At 67.3% G+C, this 22,452-nt stretch carries 21 protein-coding genes; 11 read left to right on the top strand and 10 right to left on the bottom strand.

Going from position 1 to position 22,452, the window contains the following annotated elements; all coding sequences use genetic code 11:
* Positions 1 to 38: 38 nt before the first annotated feature.
* A complete protein-coding gene (locus ACFQ9K_RS21740; protein WP_378720343.1) occupies positions 39 to 470 on the top strand; it encodes a hypothetical protein in 432 nt (143 codons plus the stop codon).
* A gap of 181 nt (positions 471 to 651) precedes the next feature.
* Here ACFQ9K_RS21740 and mihF read toward each other — a convergent pair whose 3' ends face one another.
* Positions 652 to 966 carry an integration host factor, actinobacterial type gene (gene mihF, locus ACFQ9K_RS21735; protein ID WP_029895202.1) on the bottom strand — a complete coding sequence of 105 codons (315 nt, stop codon included), beginning with the start codon at positions 964 to 966 and terminating at the stop codon, positions 652 to 654.
* 529 nt (positions 967 to 1,495) lie between these two features.
* Here mihF and ACFQ9K_RS21730 point away from each other — a divergent pair.
* From ACFQ9K_RS21730 to ACFQ9K_RS21705, 6 genes are all read left to right on the top strand, one after another.
* Positions 1,496 to 1,873 (top strand): nuclear transport factor 2 family protein, encoded by a 378-nt coding sequence (locus tag ACFQ9K_RS21730; protein ID WP_378720344.1) that lies wholly within the window; start codon positions 1,496 to 1,498, stop codon positions 1,871 to 1,873.
* A gap of 191 nt (positions 1,874 to 2,064) precedes the next feature.
* On the top strand, positions 2,065 to 2,880 hold the full coding sequence (locus tag ACFQ9K_RS21725; RefSeq protein ID WP_378720345.1) for a hypothetical protein: 816 nt from the start codon (positions 2,065 to 2,067) through the stop codon (positions 2,878 to 2,880).
* 205 nt (positions 2,881 to 3,085) lie between these two features.
* Entirely contained in the window at positions 3,086 to 3,730 is a 645-nt protein-coding gene (locus ACFQ9K_RS21720) for a DUF3558 domain-containing protein (RefSeq protein WP_378983470.1), read from the top strand.
* 3 nt (positions 3,731 to 3,733) lie between these two features.
* The gene (locus ACFQ9K_RS21715; protein WP_378720347.1) at positions 3,734 to 4,126 is read left to right on the top strand and encodes a hypothetical protein; all 393 of its coding nucleotides are present in this window, start codon (positions 3,734 to 3,736) and stop codon (positions 4,124 to 4,126) included.
* Positions 4,123 to 5,433 carry a hypothetical protein gene (locus ACFQ9K_RS21710; protein WP_378720348.1) on the top strand — a complete coding sequence of 437 codons (1,311 nt, stop codon included), beginning with the start codon at positions 4,123 to 4,125 and terminating at the stop codon, positions 5,431 to 5,433. The genes ACFQ9K_RS21715 and ACFQ9K_RS21710 overlap by 4 nt, the downstream gene beginning before the upstream one ends.
* A 2-nt stretch (positions 5,434 to 5,435) precedes the next feature.
* On the top strand, positions 5,436 to 6,215 hold the full coding sequence (locus ACFQ9K_RS21705) for an ESX secretion-associated protein EspG (RefSeq protein ID WP_378720350.1): 780 nt from the start codon (positions 5,436 to 5,438) through the stop codon (positions 6,213 to 6,215).
* Positions 6,216 to 6,648: 433 nt separating this feature from the next.
* Here ACFQ9K_RS21705 and ACFQ9K_RS21700 read toward each other — a convergent pair whose 3' ends face one another.
* Both ACFQ9K_RS21700 and ACFQ9K_RS21695 read right to left on the bottom strand, forming a co-directional pair.
* Positions 6,649 to 7,365: a GNAT family N-acetyltransferase gene (locus ACFQ9K_RS21700; protein WP_378720351.1), complete on the bottom strand. Its 717-nt coding sequence runs from the start codon at positions 7,363 to 7,365 to the stop codon at positions 6,649 to 6,651.
* Between the two features lie 563 nt (positions 7,366 to 7,928).
* Positions 7,929 to 8,546: a LysE family translocator gene (locus ACFQ9K_RS21695; RefSeq protein ID WP_378720352.1), complete on the bottom strand. Its 618-nt coding sequence runs from the start codon at positions 8,544 to 8,546 to the stop codon at positions 7,929 to 7,931.
* A gap of 82 nt (positions 8,547 to 8,628) precedes the next feature.
* Between ACFQ9K_RS21695 and ACFQ9K_RS21690 the strand changes: the two genes are divergently transcribed.
* Positions 8,629 to 9,081 (top strand): Lrp/AsnC family transcriptional regulator, encoded by a 453-nt coding sequence (locus ACFQ9K_RS21690; protein ID WP_378720354.1) that lies wholly within the window; start codon positions 8,629 to 8,631, stop codon positions 9,079 to 9,081.
* Positions 9,082 to 9,085: 4 nt separating this feature from the next.
* Here ACFQ9K_RS21690 and ACFQ9K_RS21685 read toward each other — a convergent pair whose 3' ends face one another.
* The 7 genes from ACFQ9K_RS21685 to ACFQ9K_RS21655 form a co-directional block, all read right to left on the bottom strand.
* Positions 9,086 to 9,361, bottom strand: a complete 276-nt coding sequence (locus ACFQ9K_RS21685) for a ribosomal protein L7/L12 (protein WP_378720355.1) — start codon at positions 9,359 to 9,361, stop codon at positions 9,086 to 9,088.
* A 34-nt stretch (positions 9,362 to 9,395) separates the two neighbouring features.
* A complete protein-coding gene (locus ACFQ9K_RS21680) occupies positions 9,396 to 9,764 on the bottom strand; it encodes an STAS domain-containing protein (protein ID WP_378720356.1) in 369 nt (122 codons plus the stop codon).
* 288 nt (positions 9,765 to 10,052) lie between these two features.
* Entirely contained in the window at positions 10,053 to 11,333 is a 1,281-nt protein-coding gene (gene clpX / locus ACFQ9K_RS21675; protein ID WP_150403131.1) for an ATP-dependent Clp protease ATP-binding subunit ClpX, read from the bottom strand.
* A gap of 448 nt (positions 11,334 to 11,781) precedes the next feature.
* On the bottom strand, positions 11,782 to 12,453 hold the full coding sequence (locus ACFQ9K_RS21670; RefSeq protein WP_378720358.1) for an ATP-dependent Clp protease proteolytic subunit: 672 nt from the start codon (positions 12,451 to 12,453) through the stop codon (positions 11,782 to 11,784).
* Positions 12,454 to 12,520: 67 nt separating this feature from the next.
* Positions 12,521 to 13,111, bottom strand: coding sequence for an ATP-dependent Clp protease proteolytic subunit (locus ACFQ9K_RS21665; RefSeq protein WP_378720360.1), 591 nt, complete (start codon positions 13,109 to 13,111; stop codon positions 12,521 to 12,523).
* A gap of 273 nt (positions 13,112 to 13,384) precedes the next feature.
* Entirely contained in the window at positions 13,385 to 14,797 is a 1,413-nt protein-coding gene (tig, locus tag ACFQ9K_RS21660; RefSeq protein ID WP_378721581.1) for a trigger factor, read from the bottom strand.
* Positions 14,798 to 14,966: 169 nt separating this feature from the next.
* Positions 14,967 to 15,545: an FKBP-type peptidyl-prolyl cis-trans isomerase gene (locus ACFQ9K_RS21655; RefSeq protein WP_378721582.1), complete on the bottom strand. Its 579-nt coding sequence runs from the start codon at positions 15,543 to 15,545 to the stop codon at positions 14,967 to 14,969.
* 111 nt (positions 15,546 to 15,656) lie between these two features.
* Between ACFQ9K_RS21655 and ACFQ9K_RS21650 the strand changes: the two genes are divergently transcribed.
* From ACFQ9K_RS21650 to ACFQ9K_RS21640, 3 genes are all read left to right on the top strand, one after another.
* The gene (locus tag ACFQ9K_RS21650; RefSeq protein WP_378721583.1) at positions 15,657 to 18,122 is read left to right on the top strand and encodes a phosphoketolase; all 2,466 of its coding nucleotides are present in this window, start codon (positions 15,657 to 15,659) and stop codon (positions 18,120 to 18,122) included.
* Positions 18,123 to 18,195: 73 nt separating this feature from the next.
* Positions 18,196 to 19,818 (top strand): 3' terminal RNA ribose 2'-O-methyltransferase Hen1, encoded by a 1,623-nt coding sequence (locus ACFQ9K_RS21645; RefSeq protein WP_378721584.1) that lies wholly within the window; start codon positions 18,196 to 18,198, stop codon positions 19,816 to 19,818.
* Positions 19,818 to 22,412: a polynucleotide kinase-phosphatase gene (locus tag ACFQ9K_RS21640; RefSeq protein ID WP_378721609.1), complete on the top strand. Its 2,595-nt coding sequence runs from the start codon at positions 19,818 to 19,820 to the stop codon at positions 22,410 to 22,412. Before ACFQ9K_RS21645 ends, ACFQ9K_RS21640 begins: the two co-directional genes overlap by 1 nt.
* Positions 22,413 to 22,452 lie beyond the last annotated feature (40 nt).

Raw genomic sequence — 22,452 nt, 5'->3', positions numbered from 1 at the left:
TATCGCCGCCGCCTGCTGATCACCCGAGCGTGCTGGCGGTGCTGGCCGTTCAAGGTGCGGTCGTCGGGCTGTGGGCGACCGTCGCGCCGCACTCCTGGTTCACCAGCTTCCCCGGCTTCGGCATGCGCTGGGTCGCCGCCGATGGCCCGTACAACCACCATCTGGCCGGCGATGTCGGCGCGTTCTTCCTGGCGCTCACCGCGGTGACCATCGCGGCCCTGGTGCTCAATTCCACCGCGGCGGCGCGCATGGCGGGCATCGGCTGGCTGGTTTTCAGCGTGCCGCATTTCGTCTACCACGCTTTCCACCGACCGATGGAAATGAGCGGGGTGAATTTCGCCGTCAGTCTCGTAGCCGCGGCGTTGCTGATCGTCCTCGGGCTGGCCTGTCTGCTGCTGCCGCCGCGCGGCGACATACCCATGTCGGACCCGGCGCCAGTCAATATCGAGTTCCCGCGTCGCCGACGGTGAACCCCGCCGACGACAACGCCCCACAGCCCGTCTCGGCGCTGTGGGGCGTTTGAACTGTCCGTGCGGCTGGGGGCTGAGCTACGTGGTCAGGACCGCGAGCAGGCGGTCCTTCGCGAGGCAGAGCCGCGCCACCGACGTGAGGTTTCGTTCCCCGGTTCTAACAACCGCGAGTTGTAGCTCGTCAGTCCTTCAGGGCGTCGAGCAGCGCCGCACGCTGACGTGCGCCGAGCCCGCCGATCCGACGATCCTCCGGGATCTCCGCCTGATCCATCAACTTGGCGGCCTTCACCGGTCCGACGCCTGGCAGAGCCTTGATCACCGCGGCGACCTTGGTCTTCTTGACCAGCTCATCGGAATCGGCCTTCTTCAGCAGGTCGGCGACCGAAACCTTGCCCGCCTTCACCTTGCCGATCAGTTCGGAGCGCGCCTTGCGGACCGCTGCCGCTTTGGCCAACGCTTCAGTGCGCTGCTCCGCGGTCATGGTAGGCAGTGCCATGTCTCCTCCGCTTCCACTCGTCACTCGAACATCTGGTTGACCGGACCGAGTAAACAGCACTCCACCGGCAGGGCAAGGCCGACACACCGGGACCGGTTCGGCGGAGTTAGCGATGAGTTTCCTGGTCGGCGGCCGCAGAAAGCAGTAATCAGCGGGCAAAAGGGACAAAATTCGGCTTTGTTCCGCTCACAGGACCGGCGGTAACACCTCGGCCGGTAGACGCGACAGAATCTACGAAAGCATCAGCGCGGGATAAAGGTTCAACGGCGAACCACGGGGGATCAATGACGATCCCCGGCACCGGGCGCGATCGGGATCGCCGATCGTCACCGGGTCCACGGCGCGGATGCCGACAACAGCACAGTGTCTGCGGGGGCAATGCAACTTTCGGGGGGATTCCCCACGGCCCGAGTCACATCGATCGCCGTCGGACAGCGCAACGAGAGCGCGGAACCGATCCTTGACCGCCCCCGCGGCTGTGCTGCTAGTCTGCCGAATTAGAACACGTTCCAATTCGGCAGGAGTTCCGATGTCCAAGCAGATCCGCGACACGGTCGAGCAGTACGTCAAGCTGGTCGGCGCAGGCCCGACCGAGGCCATCGTCGAGCTCTACGCGCCGGAGGCGACCGTCGAAGATCCGGTCGGCACCCCGGTCCGGCAGGGACACGCCGCCATCCGCGAGTTCTACGACGTGATCGCCGCGCTCGACCGGGACACCGAACTGCACGCGGAGAGCGTGCGCGTCGCGGGCAACGAGGCCGCCTTCATGTTCACCATCGTCACCCGGGTCGGCGGGCAGCGCTTCACCATGTCGCCCATCGACGTGATGGAATTCGACGACGCGGGCAAGATCACCCGCATGCGCGCCTTCTGGAGCCAGGAAGACATGGCCATCGAGCCCGAGTGACTCGCCGGGATTTTCGGCGCAGATAACGCTCGACCGTGTCCTCGGCGCGCTGAATCGACTATGAAGAGTAGGTGTCGATGCCACCTGTCCGCTACCCTCGCAGCGAGCTACTACCCAGCTCCCGGTGATCGGGCAGCCCGACATCTCCCGATTTGTCGAGTTCCGTTCAGCCCATCCACTTTTGGAGCAGCATGCCCGAGGAACACCCCTTCGACGAAGTCGCGCAGTTGGCCAGGCGGGTCGAGCGGGCCCGCGGTCGACTGGCTTACCAGTTCGATCCCGCGCTGACCGAGGTCTTGGCCGAGGACGAGCTGGAAGCCGAACGTGAACTGGCCGAACGCATCCGCACCCAGGACCGCGGCCAGCGGTGGAAGTACGCGGAGGCCGTGTCCAACGCCGCCGACCGCGCCAGGCAGACCAAAGAGGCCATCGAGAAGGCCGACATCCGCGACCTGCTGATGGCCCGCAAAGCCATTGCCGCACAGCGTCGCGAGTCCAGCCCGCACGCGCAGCTCGCCTCGCTGTACCGGCATCGCGCCTGGTCGCTGCGCGCGCTGGCGGGCGTGGTGGTCGCGGGCATGCTGTGGTCGGCGGTCAACGTGCAGCACAACATCGCGCCGGACGGCATCACGGATCCGCTGTACTGGTTCAGCTATCTGGTCGAGGCGATGATCAGCGTGTGTCTGGTGATCATCATGATCGGCACGACCAAGCTGGCCGAGTGGGGCGTGCTGAACAGTCGCACCCAGGTGGTCACGGCCGAAATCGTCCTGCTGGCACTGACGATCGGGTTGAACACCTATCCGCACGTGCGGGATGCGCGGTGGTTCGACGCCGGCGTGCATGCCGTCGCGCCGATGATGATCGGTGTCGCGCTGCTGACGCACAACGCGGCGAGCGCGCGATACAGCCAGGCGATCACCCGGGCCACCGAGCACATCCGGGAGAACCCGGATCGGCCCCGGCCGACGTTCGACAGCACGTTACTGGGAGCGCAGCGAGGGTGATCACCGGTCGGGCCCGCTGCCTGACTCGTGCACGCTGATCGGTTGATTTGTCGTGCGCGGATCCGGATCGATCGAGTCCGGTCCGGCTCCGCGGGATCGCTTTCCTCGCTGCCGAGATGAGCCCGTGTTGTTGCGGGGTGCGAGTGGTCGGCGGTACGGTTTGCCCAGGTAACGGGGGCGGGCACCGGGACGTCGCCACCTCCGGATGGAATTCGGACACCGGCGGTTAGGGGAACGGATGACCAGCAGGGGGAGCAGGCTGCGTGGAATCGCCCTGGTAGTGGGTGTTGGTTTGGTGTTGGTGGGGTGTGAGAAGACGACGGATGGGGCGCCTACGGGGACGGGGGCGCCGAGTTCGACGGGGGTGACGAGTGCGAAGCCGTCGGGGCCGAAGGATCCGGATGCGGCGATCTGGGATCCGTGTACATCGCTGCCGGACGATGCGTTGCGCGCCGATGACCTCAATCCCGATACTCGAACCAAGGACATCGCAAGGTTCGACCCGACCGGCTGGAAAGTGTGCGCCTGGCGATCAACAGCCAAATGGTACGACCTGGGAATCTATTCCGGCGAGCCCACGCTCGATCAGGTCCGAAAGCGGCAAGACCTGGAAAGCGTCGTACCGCTCACCGTCGGAGGACATCCGGCATTACGCTTCTTGTTCTCCGACGATGCTGAAAAGCGGCTCGATTGCGGCGTAGCTGTCGAAGTCCCTCAAGGGAAAGCAGCGGGAACGGTGGCGTTCCTGGTCACCACGCGCTACTCGATCGGCAAGCTTGGCGATCCCTGTGACCAGGCGACGCGGCATGCGAATGATTTTGCGAAGTACTTGCCCGGCGGAGGGAACTGAACGATGGATTCAGCTGCGCAACCTTCAGACTGGCGTCAGTTGCTCGACCGAGCTAACGCAGGCGAACTGAGACTGAGTCCGGAAGTCGGCAAGGATCTCGACGCGAAGTGCGAGACGTACCTGGACGACCTTGACGATATCCGCGGCTCTATGCGCGGACTTTCGTGGGCCACGGGGTTCGGCGGAATGCCGTCTGGTCCTGTCCTAGAGCAAAAGTTTGCGCTCAAGGGCAGGGGCGGCGACACCTCACTCGAGTCATCGCTCGAAACGCACATCGATGAAGTCAAACTTATGCGCCAAGTCTTCGCCCAGGCCATGGCGAACTATCGCGCTGTTGACGAAAGCAATAGCCAGCAAATCCCGACCCTCGACGCTCCGGGGAAGGATGGCTCATGAGTCAGGACGACTATCAAGCGCGGATCATCGCGGCCCAGCAGCAGTGGAACGACGACCGCACTGCGATCTACTCACATCTCAGCAGACTGGCGCAGGATCTAGAGCAGGGCTATGACCCGCCGTCGATCACCGACCCCGGCCAGGATCTGTTTGTCATCGAGACCAGCACACTGCAAGATCTCATCGGCAAGGTCGAGGCGATGAAACCCGGCCAGGCGTGGGAAGCCTCGCAGATGTGGCAGAACGTCAGCGCAGCGTTCCGAGAGAAGTCGCACGCCTTTGGTGACGCGATCAAGGCAACCGTCGCCAATGGTTGGAGAGGCCAGGCCGCGGACCAGGCGGTCCAATCAGTCGGCCGGTACGTAGACATGTCGCAACAGCTGACACTGTCCACTGAACTGATCTCCGTGAAGCTCAGCGAGCTGTACACCGGCCTGCACCAAACCCAGGCCCTCATGCCGCGCGCCGGCGACAGCAGCCCCGACCTACGCGGCAAAACGCTGCCCAGCGAGGGCGTGCTCAAGGTCGATGACCACAACCAGACCGAGGCGACCGCCGAGGCTCGGCGCGTGTTGCGCACGGTGTACTGGCAGGTCGCGAATCAGACGGACAACGGGGTGCCGGTCGTGCCCAACAGCCCGACCCTGGTGAGCAATCCGGATCAGCCGTCGAGTCCACCGTCGACTTCGCCCAGCCCGGGGACTTCCACCGGCGCCGGCGATCAGCCGAAGCAGGAGAATCCGGGTTCCACCGAAGACAAGTCCGGAGACAAGTCGGGCGACAAGTCCGGTAACCCGAGCCAGGATCCGAACTCGACCCAACCCGCGAGCAACAACCCGCAGACCACCGCGTCGAGCACGACGCCCCAATCCACCACTCAGGCAAACAACCCGACATCGACGCCGAGCACCACCTCGACGACGCCGAACCAGAACAACCCCGGCACAACACCGGTCACCACACCGACGCCCAGCCGCAACGGCCCGGGCAGCCCGACCAGCCGGTCGCCCGGCAGCCCCGGAAGTCCGCGCACCCCAACCACTCCGGGCACCCCCTCCCCCGGGCGCAGCATCCCCGGCACGCCGGGCCAACCGGGAACCGCGGCCCCGCTGGCCGCCCGCGCGGGCACCAGCACCGGTGCCGCAGGCCGACCCGGCATGAGCGGCATGCCGATGGGTGGCGCCGGCGCCAAGAAGGACGATGACGAAGGCGCCCATCAGACCAAGGATTACTTGATCGGGGACTGGTCCGAGGAGCTGCTCGGCGAACCGACCAAGGCCGTGCCCCCGGTGATCGGGGAAAACTGAGCGTGCGCAGCTGGAGATTCACCGGCCAGGAGTTCGACATCCTCTGGTCGGCCTACGGTCGTGACCGCCTGCCCTATCCCCTGGCGTTCCGCCCGACGACGGCGGTCGATTGGGATGATCTGGTGCGGCAACGCGAGTCGGCCGTTCAAGAGTTGCTCGGCCGGTATTCAGAGAACCTGGAACTCGCCCTGACGACCCTGCTGGAACCCGAAACCCGCGTCGAATCCAAGGGTTTCGGCGGCTCCGGGCTCGCCGCGGTGTTCCGGTTCCACGGCACGGTCCGCAATGGCTCCGGCGCCACCCTGGTTCAACTGCCCGGCACCGCGGAAGACACCGGAGGCGACGTGATCATGGGCCTGTGCGCGCCGAGCGAGGTGGCCGCCGCGGCGGTGGCCGCGCTGCCGAAAACGCAGGCGGGTACCCATCCGGCGGTCAGTTTCCGCAGAGACGAGATCGCCGCCGACCGACAGCGCTACAGTCGCCGCCCCGGCGAGGTCAGCATCAACGACCAACTCAACCGCATGTTCAAGCGCGACCGCACCGCCGTCGGCGAGATCACCGTATTCCCCGGCCCGGCAATAGATTCCAGGCCGACCACCGACGGCCGCGGTTTCCTCTGGACCGATTATGCCGACGACGGCCGCTACTACATCAAGTCCGGCGACCCGATCGTCGCGACGCCGATGAGCCCCACCTCGATGACCAACGAAATAGCCCGCCTCCTCGACCTCACCCGCCGCTACTACCGCATGGAGAACGAGCAGGCCGAAGCCACGTGGTGACGGTCGAGCCGATAGCCGATTCGGCCAACGCCGCGATCGAGGTCGCGGACCAAACCCGCACGCCCCGAGTCGATGTCATCGATCTGGCTACGGTCGGCGATGGCATCCCTGGCGGAACACAACCGCTGCTCGTGCAGGTCGGGTCAGTTCCCGCGCCGGCCGCAGCGCCGACAGCTCACCTCGACAGGCTTGTAGTAGCCCATGTTTCGGCGGAAGTGCAGAGGTAAGCACCGAGATCCCTTCGGCCGCAAAATGATTTCATTGACCTCCGCACGCGCGTCGGCTGGTAGGCCATCAGCTGCGCGACGGTAGACGCGGCGGGTAGTCGGTGTGTCCGGATTGATGAGAAGCCACGACCGGTTCCGGAGGTGCTCCCGGCTGCCCGGCATGGTCCATGCGAACAGCCCCCCGAGTCAGTTCGTAGTGCGGGCGCTCAGGTCAACTTGATGCTGAGCTGAGTGCCCAGTTCACGGAAGCCCAACGCGGCGGCGACTCTTCTGGACTGGGGTGGGCGGGCTCGCCACTGGGGCAGTAGCCCGGCATCGAGTGCGTGGGCCACCGCGGCGGAGGCCGCTACCCGGGCCAAGCCTCGGCCGCGTCGGTCTGGTGCGGTGAGGACGGAGAGGTGAGCGGTCCGGCCGGGCCAGATGTGGTATCCGGCGGCGGCGATCAGGTCCGCTCCGGCGCGAATGGTGAAGGCGGGTGAGGTGATCTCGTCCAGGCCGCTTTCGGCCGCGTCCTGATCACCGGACCGCACCTCGAGGGTGCGGAGGTCGGGATGCTCGGCGGGTAGGGATTCCACGGCGAGCGAGTTCCGCGGCGCAGGACGGAAGCCGTCCTCGCCCACATATGCCAGCGCGGCCGGGCCGAGCACCTCGGCCAGCGGCAACGCCTCGCCGAGGATATCGGGGACGGTCAGATCAGCCACCGACAGCTGGGCAACTGCGGCGCGAATCACCGCCGCGGCAGCCGAACTGGGAGCAGTCACGATCGCCTGCCCGTGCAGCGCGACGATGCCCACCCATCCCGGCGGACAGATCAGCGCTTTCGGTGAGACCACCACGCTGGGCACCGAAGTGAACGAGACCGGCGCTGCCGCCAGTCCCTCCCACAGCGCTCGCACCCTGGCCGGCACCGGATCCGTCGACATGGCCCCATCGTTGTACATCGGCGATCGCCAGAACTCGGCGACACCGATCTCGGGCGACCGCACGGCCCACTCGTCCCCCGGCTCACGACTGACAACGGTGGTCGCCCCGGCCCTCTCGGCTTGCCGTAGACCAGGCCCAGGGGCCTCCCCGGCTCCAGTACACCCGAACCGTCTCGGCCGAGTGCCTCGTCCACGGCCGACTCCCCGCCCAGGACACCGCCGACCAACCGAGCTGACCCCGGACATGGATCTGCCCCGAGGTCGATGTTCGAGTCGACCTCGGGGCAGTCGGGATTGCGCGGGCCGCGGATGCCTGCAGGTGTTCACCCGCGACCCGGTCTATCTACCTACCGGAGGACCCCAGGGCGCCTGCCGCCGCACCAACGAAGTCGGTGACCGCGATGTAGGCAGCAGCGATGGCGACCAGAATGAACTCCATGACGGCTACATCGCTCGGCGATAGTGATTCGTTACCAGAATCTTTTTGCCGGATTGTGTGCCGGCCCGAGCCGACCTCTCGGTGGCTGTCTGCGGCTTGCTGAACTCGGGCCCGACAGGCCAACTCACAGTAGACGTTCCACCAATAGCAACGCGCCGATGATGATCATGGCTACGCCGGACACCCGGGTAACGAGGCGGGCCGCGGTGGGACGAGCACGCAGGACGGTGCGGGCCAGGACGCCGACGCACAGGTAGATCGCCGCGCAACTCAGCGTGTGGATCAGGCCGAGCGTGCCGATCTGGGCGGCGAGCGGCCAGGAACCGGTCCGATCGGTGAATTGCGGCAGCAGGGCGAGGAACAGCAGGATGGCCTTGGGGTTGAGGCCGCTGATTCCGATACCGCGCAGCACGCTGGTTCCCCACGGCGCGGGGTTGGCCTGCTCGGGCAGCGCGGCGGGAGTGCTCGCCGATGCCAGGGTGGTGCCGCCGAGCCACAGCAGATACAGGCCGCCGAACACCGTAAGCGCGGTCAGCACAACGGGATTCCGGTCGACCACCGCCGCGACCCCGGCCGCCACCACCGCGGTCAACGCGACATACCCGAGCAGCAGTCCCCCGACGGCGGGCAGCACCGAGCGCTCGCGCAGGCCGGCGGCGATCGCATACGCCCAATCCGCGCCGGGCACCAGGATCAGCAGAACCGACACGGTCCAGAACGCAGCGATGTACCCGACAGCCATGCGGAAAAGGATAGGCCTGTCGATCCAGCAGGTGATTCCAAGTTTTCGCTGGTAGACGCCAACGTATGGAAGAATCTTCCCCATGGATCGCATCGACCGGAAGATTCTTGCCGAGCTACAGCAGAACGGACGGTTGACGATCACCGAACTCGCCGCGCGGGTGCGCCTGAGCCTGTCGCCGTGTCACCGCAGGCTGCGGGAATTGGAGAGGTCCGGAGTCATCCGCGGCTACCGCGCGCTGGTCGACGCCGCGGCCGTCGGGCTGACCTTCGAGGCGCTGGTTTTCGTGACGATGCGGCAGGAGGATCGCACCACGGTGGCCGCGTTCGAGCAGGCGGTCGCGGAGATACCGCATGTGCTGCAGGCGCAACGCCTGTTCGGCGATCCGGATTTCCTGCTGCGCATCGTGGCGGCGGATCTGCCTGCGTTCCAACAGCTTTACGACGAGAAGCTGGCCACGCTACCCGGCGTCCAGCATTTGACCTCGACCCTGGTGATGAAGCACGTGGTGCACGAACGGCCGGTGCCGCTGTAACCGATCAGTACCGGTGGCGCTGTTCGACGGCGTCCTTGGCCTCCTTGAGACCGGCGCCGGTCAACTCCCGGTACCGCTTGATCGCCTGAATCTTCTTGTCGTGCAGCAAGAGCGCGTCGATCTCGGCCCAATTGACGGCGGGCCGTGCGGTGGTCGGCACGGCCCGGATCGGTTCGGCGGGAGCGGCAGGAAGGTTTTGGATCCCCAGGTGCTGGAGGATCAGATCGACTTTGTAGTTCAGCGCGTCGATCTTCCGTTCGAGGCGGCGGTGAGCAAACATGATCGAATCGTAGTGACCACCACCGCCACTGGAACTAGGCGGCGTCGAGCAACGCGTCGACGAGGTTGGCGGCGGTATCGAAGGTAGCGACGTCGCCCGCGACCTCGAGCAGCCGGTCGACACAGCGCGGCCCGGTGACCAGGCGGATCCGCCGGTCGGTGTGCTCGGCCCAACCGCGGGCCTCGATCAGCACGTGCAGCCCGGCGACGCCGAAGAACGTCACCTGGGACAGGTCGATGACCACCAGCGGTCCGGCGGTGTCCAGTGCTCCGATCAGCTGCGATCGGAACTGGCCGGCGGTGTAGAAGTCCACCTCACCGGCGAGCGCGCACAGGGTCACCCGCTCGCTGGGGGCGGTGATCGAGACGCTCAGCCGGGCCTCGGGTTCGGACAGCTTCGGCAAGGTCGCTCGACTCGGTGCCACACCTCGGTTCGATGTGGGGTCCGATCTCGACGTCGTACCCGCAGCGGATGCGGAAGTAGCAAGGGTTGTCGACATGAGGATCTCAGTCCTGTCGCGCACGGCAATTGACGTCCGTTGCCGGCAATGCGTTGCGCCCGGGGCTCCTCGTGAGCTCAGAACTAGGCTGTGTGCTCAACCCTGAACATTGGGTACCCAAAATGCGGGGCCGTCACACCATGAAAAAAGCCACCGCGCGGGGCGGTGGCTTCTTTCGGCTCTGACGTGGGGTTACGCCGACTTCTCCCGGCGCTCCGTCCGCTGCGCCTTGCGCGGCACGATGGTCGGCAGCACGTTCTCGGTGACGGTGTCGGAGTCGACGACCACCTTGGCGACGTCGTCGCGGCTGGGGATGTCGTACATCACCGGCAGCAGGACTTCCTCCATGATGGCGCGCAGGCCACGAGCGCCGGTGCCGCGCAGGATCGCCTGATCGGCGATCGCTTCCAGCGCGTCGGTGGTGAACTCGAGGTCGACGCCGTCCATCTCGAACAGCCGAACGTACTGCTTGACCAGCGCGTTCTTCGGCTCGGACAGGATCTTGACCAACGATTCCTTGTCCAGGTTGGTCACCGAGGCGACCACCGGGAGGCGGCCGATGAACTCGGGGATCAGGCCGAACTTGATCAGATCCTCCGGCATCACCTCGGCGAAGTGATCGGCGGTGTCGATCTCGGACTTGGACCGCACCTCGGAGCCGAAGCCGATGCCGCGGTGGCCGGTCCGCTCGGAGACGATCCGCTCCAGGCCGGCGAACGCGCCCGCGACGATGAACAGCACGTTGGTGGTGTCGATCTGGATGAATTCCTGGTGCGGGTGCTTGCGCCCACCCTGCGGCGGCACGCTCGCCTGTGTGCCCTCCAGGATCTTCAGCAGGGCCTGCTGCACGCCCTCGCCGGAGACATCGCGGGTGATCGACGGGTTCTCGCTCTTGCGCGCGATCTTGTCGACCTCGTCGATGTAGATGATGCCGGTCTCGGCGCGCTTGACGTCGTAATCCGCGGCCTGGATCAGCTTCAGCAGGATGTTCTCCACATCCTCGCCGACATAGCCCGCCTCGGTCAGCGCGGTCGCGTCCGCGATGGCGAACGGGACGTTCAGCATCTTGGCCAGCGTCTGCGCGAGGTAGGTCTTGCCGCAGCCGGTCGGCCCGAGCATCAGGATGTTCGACTTGGTCAGCTCGACGACCTCGCCGCGGCTGTCGCGGCCCTTGTCGCCGGCCTGGATGCGCTTGTAGTGGTTGTAGACGGCCACCGCGAGGGTGCGCTTGGCGGTGTCCTGCCCGATCACGTAGTTCTCCAGGAAGTCCCGGATCTCCGCGGGCTTGGGCAGCTCATCGAGCTTGACCTCGCTGGACTCGGCGAGCTCTTCCTCGATGATCTCGTTGCATAGATCGATGCACTCGTCGCAGATGTACACCCCTGGTCCCGCAATGAGCTTCTTGACCTGCTTCTGGCTCTTTCCGCAGAACGAGCACTTGAGCAGATCGCCGCCATCTCCGATGCGCGCCATCTCGTGGGTCCCTACTTCCTTGTCCGCGTGCAACCGTCCGTCCAGGTTGCCAGCTATCTGCCGCGTTAACTGTTCGCACCACCGGCCGTAGTCGCAAACGCTTCGACCGGTTCCGGTGGGTGAGGCAGTGCTGTCAACCGGGAGCAAAGGTCCCTAGGTTGACCGTACCTGGTGTGTGCGATGGAGGTCGACAACTCGAGCATGTTTCTCCGCCGGGTTGTGCGAGTTCTCACCGCACCGGAGTGCGTTGTGTGCGTTCAGCAGCCTTTTCGTGCGCCGGCCGCTTGTTTCATCGGGGCTGGTCGCCGGAGCGTTTCCGGGCCAGCCGTTGCACTGAAGCAGTCCGGCCGGGCAGCACGCAACGAGGCGCGCTTCCCGGCCGGAATTCCCTGGGGTGTAGCAACTTACGAGCGAATCACCGCCGGGATCGGCGATTCGCTCCGGTAGATCACTTCTTCTGCGCGCTGAGCTTGCGGTAGTCGAACACCTGGTCGATGATCCCGTAGTCCTTGGCCTCGGCGGCGGTGAGGATCTTGTCGCGGTCGGTGTCCTTGCGGATCTGGTCCGCGTCCTTACCGGTGTGGAAGGCCAGCGTGGTCTCCATCAGGCGACGCATGCGCTCGATCTCGGCGGCCTGGATCTCCAGGTCGGAGACCTGGCCCTGGATGCCACCCTCCAGCGCGGGCTGGTGGATCAGCACGCGGGCGTTGGGCAGGCAGGCGCGCTTGCCCGGCGTGCCCGCGGCCAGCAGCACCGCCGCGGCCGAGGCGGCCTGGCCGAGGCAGACGGTCGCGACGTCGGCGCGCACGTACTGCATGGTGTCGTAGATGGCCATCAGCGAGGTGAACGAGCCGCCGGGCGAGTTGATGTACATGGTGATGTCGCGATCGGGATCGAGCGACTCGAGCACCAGCAGCTGCGCCATGACGTCGTTGGCCGACGCGTCGTCGACCTGCACGCCGAGGAAGATGATGCGCTCCTCGAACAGCTTGTTGTACGGGTTGGACTCCTTGACGCCGAAGCTCGAGTGCTCGATGAACGACGGCAGGATGTAGCGCGAGTCGGCGCCCCGCGGTGCCATACCGCCGAGGCCTGCGCGTGGGTCAAACTGGTTGGCCATCTTGGTCTCCAAAGTCTGTGTGTGGAAGCGGCTGATGCGCTGAACGGACAGAGAGTCCGGATGGCGTCTAGTTGCTGCCTACGCCGTTGGCCTGGCTCGCGTGGCCGATCACGTGATCGATGAAGCCGTATTCCAGGGCTTGCTTGGCGGTGAACCAGCGGTCACGGTCGGCGTCGATGTTGACCTGTTCCACGGTCTTGCCGGTGTGCAGCGCCTGCAGTTCGTTGAGCTCACGCTTGGTGTGCGCGAACTGCTCGGCCATGATCGCGATGTCGGCGGCCGAACCACCGATGCCCGCCGACGGCTGGTGCATCATGATCCGTGCGTGCGGCAGTGCATGGCGCTTGCCCTTGGTGCCCGCGGTGAGCAGGAACTGCCCCATCGAGGCGGCCAGGCCCATCCCGAAGGTGGCGATATCGCAGTCGGCGAACTGCATGGTGTCGTAGATGGCCATACCGGCAGTCACAGAGCCACCGGGCGAGTTGATGTAGAGCTTGATGTCCTTGCTCGGATCCTCCGCCGAGAGCAGCAGGATCTGTGCGCAGATCTTGTTCGCGATGTCGTCGTCGACCTGGGTGCCGAGGAAGATGATGCGCTCACGGAGCAGTCGCTCGTACACCGAATCGCTGAGGTTGAGCCCAGCAGTCGCGGATGTCATGACGACCCCTGCCTGATTGACTGTCACGGATACCTGCCTTTTCTTACCGGCTCGTTGGCCGACGGCCATCTCTGGTTCGTTGTCACAAACATTAACGAAGCAGGGCGGCACCGAACTCCCGGTACCGCCCTTTCTTCGCTCACAGCGCAACTTCGCTAGCGCTCAGCTGCGCTGTTCGCGAGGGCGCGCCGTGTCTTTGGTTCACTCGCTTCGCTCGCTCACAGCGCAATCAACGCAGCTCGCTGCCGCTCATAGCGCTGGTGTTGCATGGATTTATTCGGCCTTCGCCGCGGCGGTCTCGGTCGACTCGTCGTCGGCGGCGACCTCGGTGGTCACCTCGACCTCGGCGTCGGCGTCGGAATCCGCAGGGGCACCGAACATTTCGGCGGTGTCCACCACGTTGCCCGCGGAGTCCGTCACCTTCACCTTGCCGACCACGCCCGCGAGCGCCTTGCCGCGCCGGACGTCGGCGAAGATCGCGCCGAGCTGGCCCGCCTGCTGCACCTGCTGGATGAACTGCTCCGGCGCCAGGCCGTAGCGCTGGGACTGGAACAGGATCCGCTCGGTGAGCTCTTCCTGGCCGACCTGGGTGTTCTCCGCCTCGGCGATGGCGTCCAGCAGCAGCTGGGTGCGCACCGACTTCTCGGCGGACTCCTTAGCATCCTTGTCGAACTCTTCGCGGCTAGAGCCCTGGGCCTCGAGCGCCTCGGCGAGCTTGGCCTCGTCGTGGTCGAAGCCGTGCACGGCGTCGTGGGTGACGGCGTCGATCTCGGCCTGCACGACGGCCTCGGGCAGCGGCACCTCGACCTGCTCGAGCAGGGTCTCCAGCACCTTGTCCCGGATCTGGCCCGCCTGCTCGACCTTCTTGCTCCGCTCGACCCGGCTGCGCAGGTCGGTCTTCAGCTCTTCGAGGGTGTCGAATTCGCTGGCCAGCTGGGCGAAGTCGTCGTCGGCCTCGGGCAGCTCGCGCTCCTTGACGGACTGCACGGTGACCTTGATGACGGCTTCCTTGCCCGCGTGCTCACCGGCGACCAGGGTCGAAGTGAACTCCTTGGACTCGCCGGCGGACAGGCCGACCAGCGCCTCGTCCAGGCCCTCGATGAGCTGGCCGGAGCCGACCTCGTGGGACAGGCCGGTGGTGGCCGCTTCGGGAACGTCCTCGCCGTCGACGGTCGCGGACAGGTCGATGGAGACGAAGTCGCCGTCCTGCACCGCGCGCTCGACCCCGGTGAGGGTGCCGAAGCGCTGGCGCAGCGACTGCAGCTGCTCGTCGATGTCCTCGTCGCCGATGGTGAAGGCGTCGACGGAGACCTCGATGTTCTCGTACTCCGGCAGCGTGAGCTCGGGGCGCACGTCGACCTCGGCGGTGAACGCGAGTTCCTCGCCGTCCTCGATCTTGGTGATCTCGATTTCCGGCTGGCCGATGACCTTCACGTCGGACGCGGTGACGGCCTCGCTGTAGCGGCCGGGCAGCACGTCGTTGACGACCTGCTCCAGCACCGCGCCGCGGCCGAGGCGGGCCTCGAGCAGCTTGGCCGGCGCCTTACCCGGACGGAAGCCGGGGATCTTGACCTGCTTGGCGAGCGCCTTGTACGCGCGATCGAAGTCCGGCTTGAGTTCCTCGAAGGGCACCTCGACATTGATCCGGACCCGGGTCGGGCTCAGCTGCTCGACGGTGCTCTTCACGGACATGCTCCTTGTTCGTCGTCTGTTCTGGTTGAGACGCGATCCCCCGTCGGCCCGGACTTCCACCGGGACCCCGGCACCCGCCGGGTCGGCGAGGGACGCGGCGTACGCATCCCGACCAGGTTAGTTGACCGGCCGGGGCGCGCTGCACTGGGCCGCTTTTCCGGCCCTACTTTCCGACCGATACGGCGTCGGTGACGAAGACCAGCGTCTCGTTCGGGGCGATGCCGCTGCGGCCGCTGGCGCCGTAGCCGAGGTCCGGCGGCACGATCAGCAGCCGGCGCGCGCCCTGCTGCACGCCGACGAGGCCCTGGTCCCAGCCGGGAATGACCTGCCCGCCGCCGAGCGTGAGCTGGAACGGGGTGCCGCGATCGAAGGAGCTGTCCTTCTTCTGGCCGTTGGACCAGGTGATCAGCGCGTAGTTCATGGTCAGTTGCTGACCCGGGGCGGCGCCGGGACCGGTGCCCGCGATGAGGTCCTTGGTGATGAGCTGCTTCGGCGGATCGCAGTTGTCCGGGAGGGTGATCTTCGGGGCGGTGCCGAAGTCGCCGCTCACCCCGATGTCCGCCGCGGTGCATTCGCGGCCCTTGCTCGCGGACGGCGCGCCCTGCGCCTGCGCGGTGGCCTTCGCTGCGGTGGACGTAGCGGAGGGAGTGGACGACGCCTTGTCGTCCGAGCCGCAGGCGACCAGTGTCAACGCTGCCGCGGCCATGGTGCCGATCCCGATGAACCTGCCGAGTGTGTGCATGCGGCGGACCCTAGACCATCGGGGCGGCGGACGTCCGAGTCGCCCGGTGCGCGCCGAACTGCCGATACGCTGGCACTGGAATTCTCCCCCCACTACGAGGAGAGTCGGCGCATGACCCATGCCAGCACGGGAAGTGACACCTCGGCCGACAATGTCGGCGGCACGGGTGGCGAGACCGTCGCCCCCGAGCCCTATCGGCTGACCGACCTCGCGGGACCGCTGGACCGCGACGAGCTGACCTCGATCGATGCCTGGTGGCGGGCCGCGAACTACCTGGCCGTGGGGCAGATCTATCTGATGGCGAATCCGCTGCTGCGCGAGCCACTTCAGGCCGAGCACATCAAGCCGCGGCTGCTCGGTCATTTCGGCACCGTGCCCGGGTTGAACCTGGTGTGGGTGCACGCCAACCGGGCGATCCGCCAGCGCGGGCTCAACGCGGTGTTCGTGGCCGGGCCGGGCCACGGCGGGCCGGGGCCGAACGCGTGCGGCTGGCTGGAGGGCACGTACTCCGAGCTGTACAGCCACATTCCGCAGGACGCGGCGGGGATGGGTGCGTTCTTCGCGCAGTTCTCCTTCCCCGGCGGGGTGCCCAGCCACTGCGCGCCGGAGACGCCAGGGTCGTTCCACGAGGGCGGCGAGCTCGGCTATTCGCTCATGCACGCCTTCGGTGCGGCGCTGGACAATCCGGATCTGACCGTGTTCTGCGTGATCGGCGACGGCGAGGCGGAGACCGGTCCGCTGGCCACCAGCTGGCACGGCAACAAGTTCCTCAACCCGGCGCGCGACGGCGCGGTGCTGCCGATCCTTGCGCTGAACCAGTACAAGATCGCCAATCCGACCATCCTGGCGCGGATCCCGGAGGCCGAGCTGGTTTCGCTGATGCGCGGCTACGGGTACGAGCCGATCATCGTCTCCGGCAGCGATCCGACCGCGGTGCACCAGGCGATGGCGGTCGCGATCGACACCTGCATGGAACGCATCGCGCAGATTCAACGGGCCGCGCGCGGCGGCACCGACGCGGTGCGGCCGATCTGGCCGATGATCGTGTTGCGCACGCCGAAGGGCTGGACCTGTCCGCCGATGGTGGAGGGCGAGCCGGTCGAGGGCACGTTTCGCGCGCATCAGGTGCCGCTGCCCGCGGCGCGCACGAACGCCGATCACCGTGCGGTGCTGGAACAGTGGCTGCGGTCCTATCGCCCGGAGGAGCTGTTCGACGAGTCGGGCCGGCCGGTGTCGGAGCTGCTGGACCAGGTGCCCGACGGCGATTACCGGATGAGCGCCAACCCGGTTGCCAACGGCGGCAGCCTCGTTCGCGACCTGAACCTGCCGGACTGGCGCGAGTTCGGCGTCGAGGTCGGCACGCCGGGCGGGTCGCAGCACGAGGCGACCAGGGTGCTCGGCGGCTGGTTACGCGAGGTCGCCAGGAACAACCCGGACAACTTCCTCACCTTCGCGCCGGATGAGCTGGCCAGCAATCGTTTACAGGACATCCTCGAGGTGACCGGGCGTGACTGGCAGGCCGAGATCGGCGAGCACGACGAACACCTCGACCGCGCCGGGCGGGTGATCGAGGTGCTGTCCGAGCACCTGTGCCAGGGGCTGCTGGAGGGGTATCTGCTGACCGGCAGGCACGGGGTGTTCACCTGCTACGAGGCGTTCATCCACATCGTCGACGCGATGTTCAACCAGCACGCGAAGTGGCTCGACGCGAGCGCGGGGGTGCCGTGGCGGCGCCCGATCGCGAGCCTCAATTATCTTCTGTCGTCGCATGTTTGGCGGCAGGATCACAACGGGTTCACCCATCAGGATCCCGGCTTCCTCGATGTGGTGATGAACAAGAAGGCGTCGATCGTGCGGGTCTATCTGCCGCCGGACGCCAACACACTGCTGTCCACCTACGATCACTGTCTGCGTTCGCGGCACTACGTCAACGTGGTGGTCGCGGGCAAACAGCCACAGGCGGACTGGCTTTCGGTGACCGATGCCGCCGAGCACTGTGCGCGCGGCATCGGGATCTGGGAGTGGGCGGGGCACAACGACGAGCTCGGCACCGTGCCGGATGTCGTGCTGGCCTGTGCCGGCGATGTGCCGACGTTGGAAACCCTTGCGGCGGCCGCGATTCTGCGCGAACGGCTGCCGGAGCTGCGGGTCAGGGTGGTCAACGTGGTCGACCTGACCCGGTTGCAGCCGCAGGACGATCATCCACATGGGTTGCCGGACAGCGAGTTCGACACGTTGTTCACCCATGACCGGCCGGTGATCTTCGCCTTCCACGGGTATCCGTGGCTGGTGCACCGGCTGACCTATCGACGGGCCAACCATGCCGGGCTGCACGTGCGGGGATACCAGGAACGCGGCACCACGACCACGCCGTTCGACATGGTGATGCTCAACGATCTGGACCGGTACCACCTGGTGATGGACGTCATCGATCGGGTGCCGAGCCTGGGCGAGCGGGCCGCAGGCCTGCGGCAGGAGATGGTGGACGCGCGGTGGGAGGCGCGGGCCTGGACGCGCGAGCACGGCGCGGACATCCCCGCCGTCGCGGATTGGACGTGGCCGCACCGGACGGAGTGAGCGCCGGTCCGGTAGCCGCGGCCAGGATGAAACTTCCTTGCGCAGGTTGGCGGGCCTACGCGACGATCGCTGCATGCTGTTGACGATCACCTGCACACCACCGGACGGCGCGGCCTGGCCGGCGACCGATCTGGGGTTCTTGCTGCACAAGAACCCCGACCGGGTGCAGGCGTTCGAGCAGTCCTACGGCACCGCGCACGTGGTGTACCCGGAGGCGACGGCGGCCCGGTGCACCGCGGCGCTGGTGCTGGAGATCGATCCGATCCGGCTGGTGCGTGGACGTTCGCGTGGGACACCGGATTTCAGTCTCGGGCAGTACGTCAACGATCGGCCGTACGCGGCGTCGTCGCTGCTGTCGGTGGCGATCGGCGCGGTGTTCCGCACGGCGCTGCACGGGCGTTGCACGCTGCGGCCGGAGCTGGTGCGGACGGCGCTGCCGTTGCGCATCGAGTTGCCCGCGGTGCCGTGTCGCGGCGGCACGGAGGTGGCCGAGCGGCTGTTCGCGCCGCTCGGCTGGGCGGTGACGGCCGCTCCCCTGCCGTTGGACCCGGCGTTTCCGGAGTGGGGCGATTCGCACTACCTGCGGGTCACGTTGTCCGGGACCGTGCGCCTAGCCGACGCGCTGTCGCACCTGTACGTCCTGCTGCCGGTATTGGACGGGGCCAAGCACTACTGGGTGGCCGGTGACGAGGTGGACAAGCTGATCCGGGCCGGTGGCGGGTGGTTGGCCGAGCATCCGGAGCGTGGGTGGATCACGCGGCGGTATCTGGCGCGGCGGCATTCGCTGGTACGCACGGCGCTGGCTCGATTGGCGGAGTTGGACGAGGTGGAGCCGGAGCTGCTGGATGCGGTGGAGGTGGACGAGCGCGACGAGGTCGCGACCACCGGCGACGACCCGAAAACGACGGTGACAGAACGCATCACTACGCCCACGAACGACAGCTTCACCGCGAGCGGCGCCGAAGTCGGCGCATCGACCGGTGGCGATGGCACGACTGGGAACCCGGTCGGCGACGCGACGGTCGCCGACGGCTCGGCCGCGGTGGCGACTGAACGGCGCGGTGCGGTCGAAGCCATCAGCGGGGCAACGTCTTTGGCGGTGGCTCGGCGGGCGGCGGTGCTTTCCGCGCTGCACGAGGTGGGGGCCCGGCGGGTGCTCGATCTCGGCTGCGGTGAGGGTGCGCTGTTGCGGGAGTTGCTGGCGGACAACGCGTTCAGCGAGATTGTCGGGGTGGATGTGTCGATGCGGGCGTTGCGTGTCGCCGAACGCAAGTTGCGGCTGGAGCGGATGCCCGAACGGGTGGCGCAGCGGCTGACGCTGCGGCAGGGAGCGCTCACCTATACCGATGCCCGGTTGCGCGGCTATGACGCGGCGGTGCTGATGGAGGTCATCGAGCACGTGGATCTGCCGCGTCTCGGGGCACTGGAGCACGCGGTGTTCGCCTCGGCGGCACCGGGAGCGGTGGTCGTCACCACGCCGAACGCGGAGTTCAACGTGCGCTTCGAGACGTTACCGGCGGACACGTTCCGGCATGCCGATCACCGATTCGAGTGGACCAGAGCGGAATTCGCGGCATGGGCCGACGGAGTCGCGGCACGGCACGGCTATCGCGTGCGGTTCGTGCCGATCGGCGTGCCGGACCCGGAGCTCGGAGCTCCGACCCAGATGGCGGTATTCACGGAAGGGGCGGCATGATGGCAGAGCTCTCGGTGCCCGAGCTGTCCCTGGTGGTTTTGATCGGCAGCACCGGATCGGGCAAGTCGACATTCGCGCGCAAGCACTTTCGAGCCACGGCCGTGGTGTCGTCGGATGCCTGCCGCGGCGTGGTCAGCGACGACGAGAACGACCAGTCGGCGACCGCCGAGGCATTCGCGCTGCTGCACCACATCGCCGGCGTCCGGTTGCGGCGCGGTCTGCGCACGGTGGTCGACGCGACCAACGTGCAGGCCAAGGCGCGGCAGGAACTGATCGCGGTGGCCCGCGCGCACGATGTGCTGCCGGTGGCGATCGTGCTGGATGTGCCGGATTCGGTATGCCTGGAACGTAATTCGGGACGGCCGGACCGGGCGACGCTCGGCGCGCACGTGGTGGTCCGGCAGCAGCGCGAGTTGCGGCGCAGCCTGCGCGGGCTGGAGCGCGAGGGCTTCCGCAAGGTGTACGTGCTGCGCGGGGTGGCCGAGGTGGAAGCGGCGACCATCGTCGACGAGAAGGCGTGGAACGACAAGCGGGAGCTGACCGGGCCGTTCGACGTGATCGGCGACGTGCACGGGTGCCGGAGCGAATTGGAAACGCTGCTGGGCGAACTCGGGTATGCGATCGATCGCGACGAGGCGGGCCGGGCGATCGGCGCGCGCCATCCGGCGGGCCGGACGGCGGTGTTCGTCGGCGACCTCGTCGACCGCGGACCCGACACCCCGGGCGTGCTGCGGCTGGTGATGGGCATGGTCGCGGCGGGAACCGGCCTGTGCGTCACCGGCAATCACGAGAACAAGCTCGTGCGAGCCCTCGACGGCAAGCAGGTTCGAGTGGCGCACGGTCTCGCCGAGTCGCTGGCGCAGCTCGACGCCGAGGACGAGGTGTTCCGGAAGGCGGCGCACGACTTCTGCCGCGGGCTGGTCAGCCACTATGTGCTCGATGGCGGCAAGCTCGTCGTCGCACACGCGGGGCTGAAGGAAGAGTTCCACGGGCGCGCGTCGGGGCGGGTGCGGTCGTTCGCGATGTACGGCGAAACCACCGGGGAGACAGACGAATACGGTCTGCCGGTGCGTTATCCGTGGGCGAACGACTACCGCGGACGGGCGACCGTGCTGTACGGGCACACGCCGGTGCTCGATCTGCAGTGGGTGAACAACACGCTGTGCCTGGACACCGGTGTGGTGTTCGGCGGCAGGCTGTCGGCGCTGCGCTATCCCGAGCGGGAGCCGGTTTCGGTTGCGGCCGAAGCGGTGTGGTACGAGCCGGTGCGTCCGCTGGAGGCCGTGACGATCAGCACGCCCGCGGGCGTGGTGCACCGCGATCCCGGCGTGCTCGACCTGGACGACGTGGTCGGCCGGCGGGTGGTGCAGACCCGGTATCACGGCCGCGTCGGCGTGCAGGAGGAAAATGCCTGCGCCGCACTGGAGGTGATGAGCCGGTTCGCCATCGATCCGCGCTGGCTGGTGTACCTGCCGCCGACGATGGCGCCGTGCGCGACCTCGGAGCAGGCGGGCTACCTGGAGCATCCGGCGGAGGCGTTCGCCTACTACCGCGCCGAAGGCGTCGACCGGCTGGTGTGCGAGGAGAAGCACATGGGGTCGCGGGCCGTGGTCCTGGTCGCCAGGTCCGCGCAGGCCGCGCGGGACCGGTTCGGCGTCGACGACGGCGGCGCCGGGGTGATCTACACGCGCACCGGCCGTCCGTTCTTCGACGACCCGGCGCACACCGAGGCGTTGCTCACCCGGGTGCGCGCGGCTGCCGAGACCGCGGGGCTGTTCGACGAGCTGCGCAGCGAATGGCTGCTGCTGGACGCCGAGTTGATGCCGTGGTCGGCGAAGGCGATCGGCTTGCTGCGCAACCAGTACGCCGCCGTCGGCGCCGCCGCCCGGTCGGCGCTCGGTGCGACCGCCGACGTGTTGGCCGCGGTGGCGGGGCGCGGACTGGATGTCGCCGATCTGGCGAGCCGCACCGGAGCGCGCAAGGACGACGCGGCGGCGTTCACCGAGGCGTACGGCCGATACTGCTGGCCGGTCGAGGGCATGTCCGGGCTTCGGCTCGCGCCGTTCCAGATCCTCGCCGCCGAGGGGACGAATTATGCGGTACGCGAGCATGATTGGCACCTCACGCTGATCGATCGCCTGGTCGCCGCCGACACCGAGCTGTTCACCTCGACGGGCCGGATGTTCGTCGATCTGACCGATCCCGACAGCGTCACGGCGGCCACGGACTGGTGGACCGAGCTCACCGCGTCGGGCGGCGAAGGCATGGTGGTCAAGCCCCGGCAAGCGCTGGCGCGCGGGCCGAAGAAGTCCGACAACGCGACGGACGCGGGCAGGCTGGTTCAGCCCGGGGTGAAATGCCGTGGGCCCGAATACCTCCGGATCATCTACGGTCCGGAATACCTGCGCGAGCACAACCTCGATCGCCTCCGTTCGCGCGGCCTCGGCCGCAAGCGCTCGATGGCCCTGCGCGAGTACGCCCTCGGCCTCGAGGCCCTGGATCGGCTCGCCGCGGGGGAACCCCTGTGGCGGGTGCACGAGGCCGTCTTCGCGGTGCTCGCGCTCGAGTCGGAGCCCGTCGACCCACGTCTGTGACCCGCCGCGCCCGCGCCGGGCAACTGTCTCAGACCCATTG

This window comes from Nocardia sp. NPDC056564 (assembly GCF_042793755.1).
In the GTDB taxonomy this organism is placed as follows: domain Bacteria; phylum Actinomycetota; class Actinomycetes; order Mycobacteriales; family Mycobacteriaceae; genus Nocardia.
The sequence above is the reverse complement of the archived record's forward strand: the minus strand, read 5'-3'. Positions and strand labels throughout refer to the sequence as shown.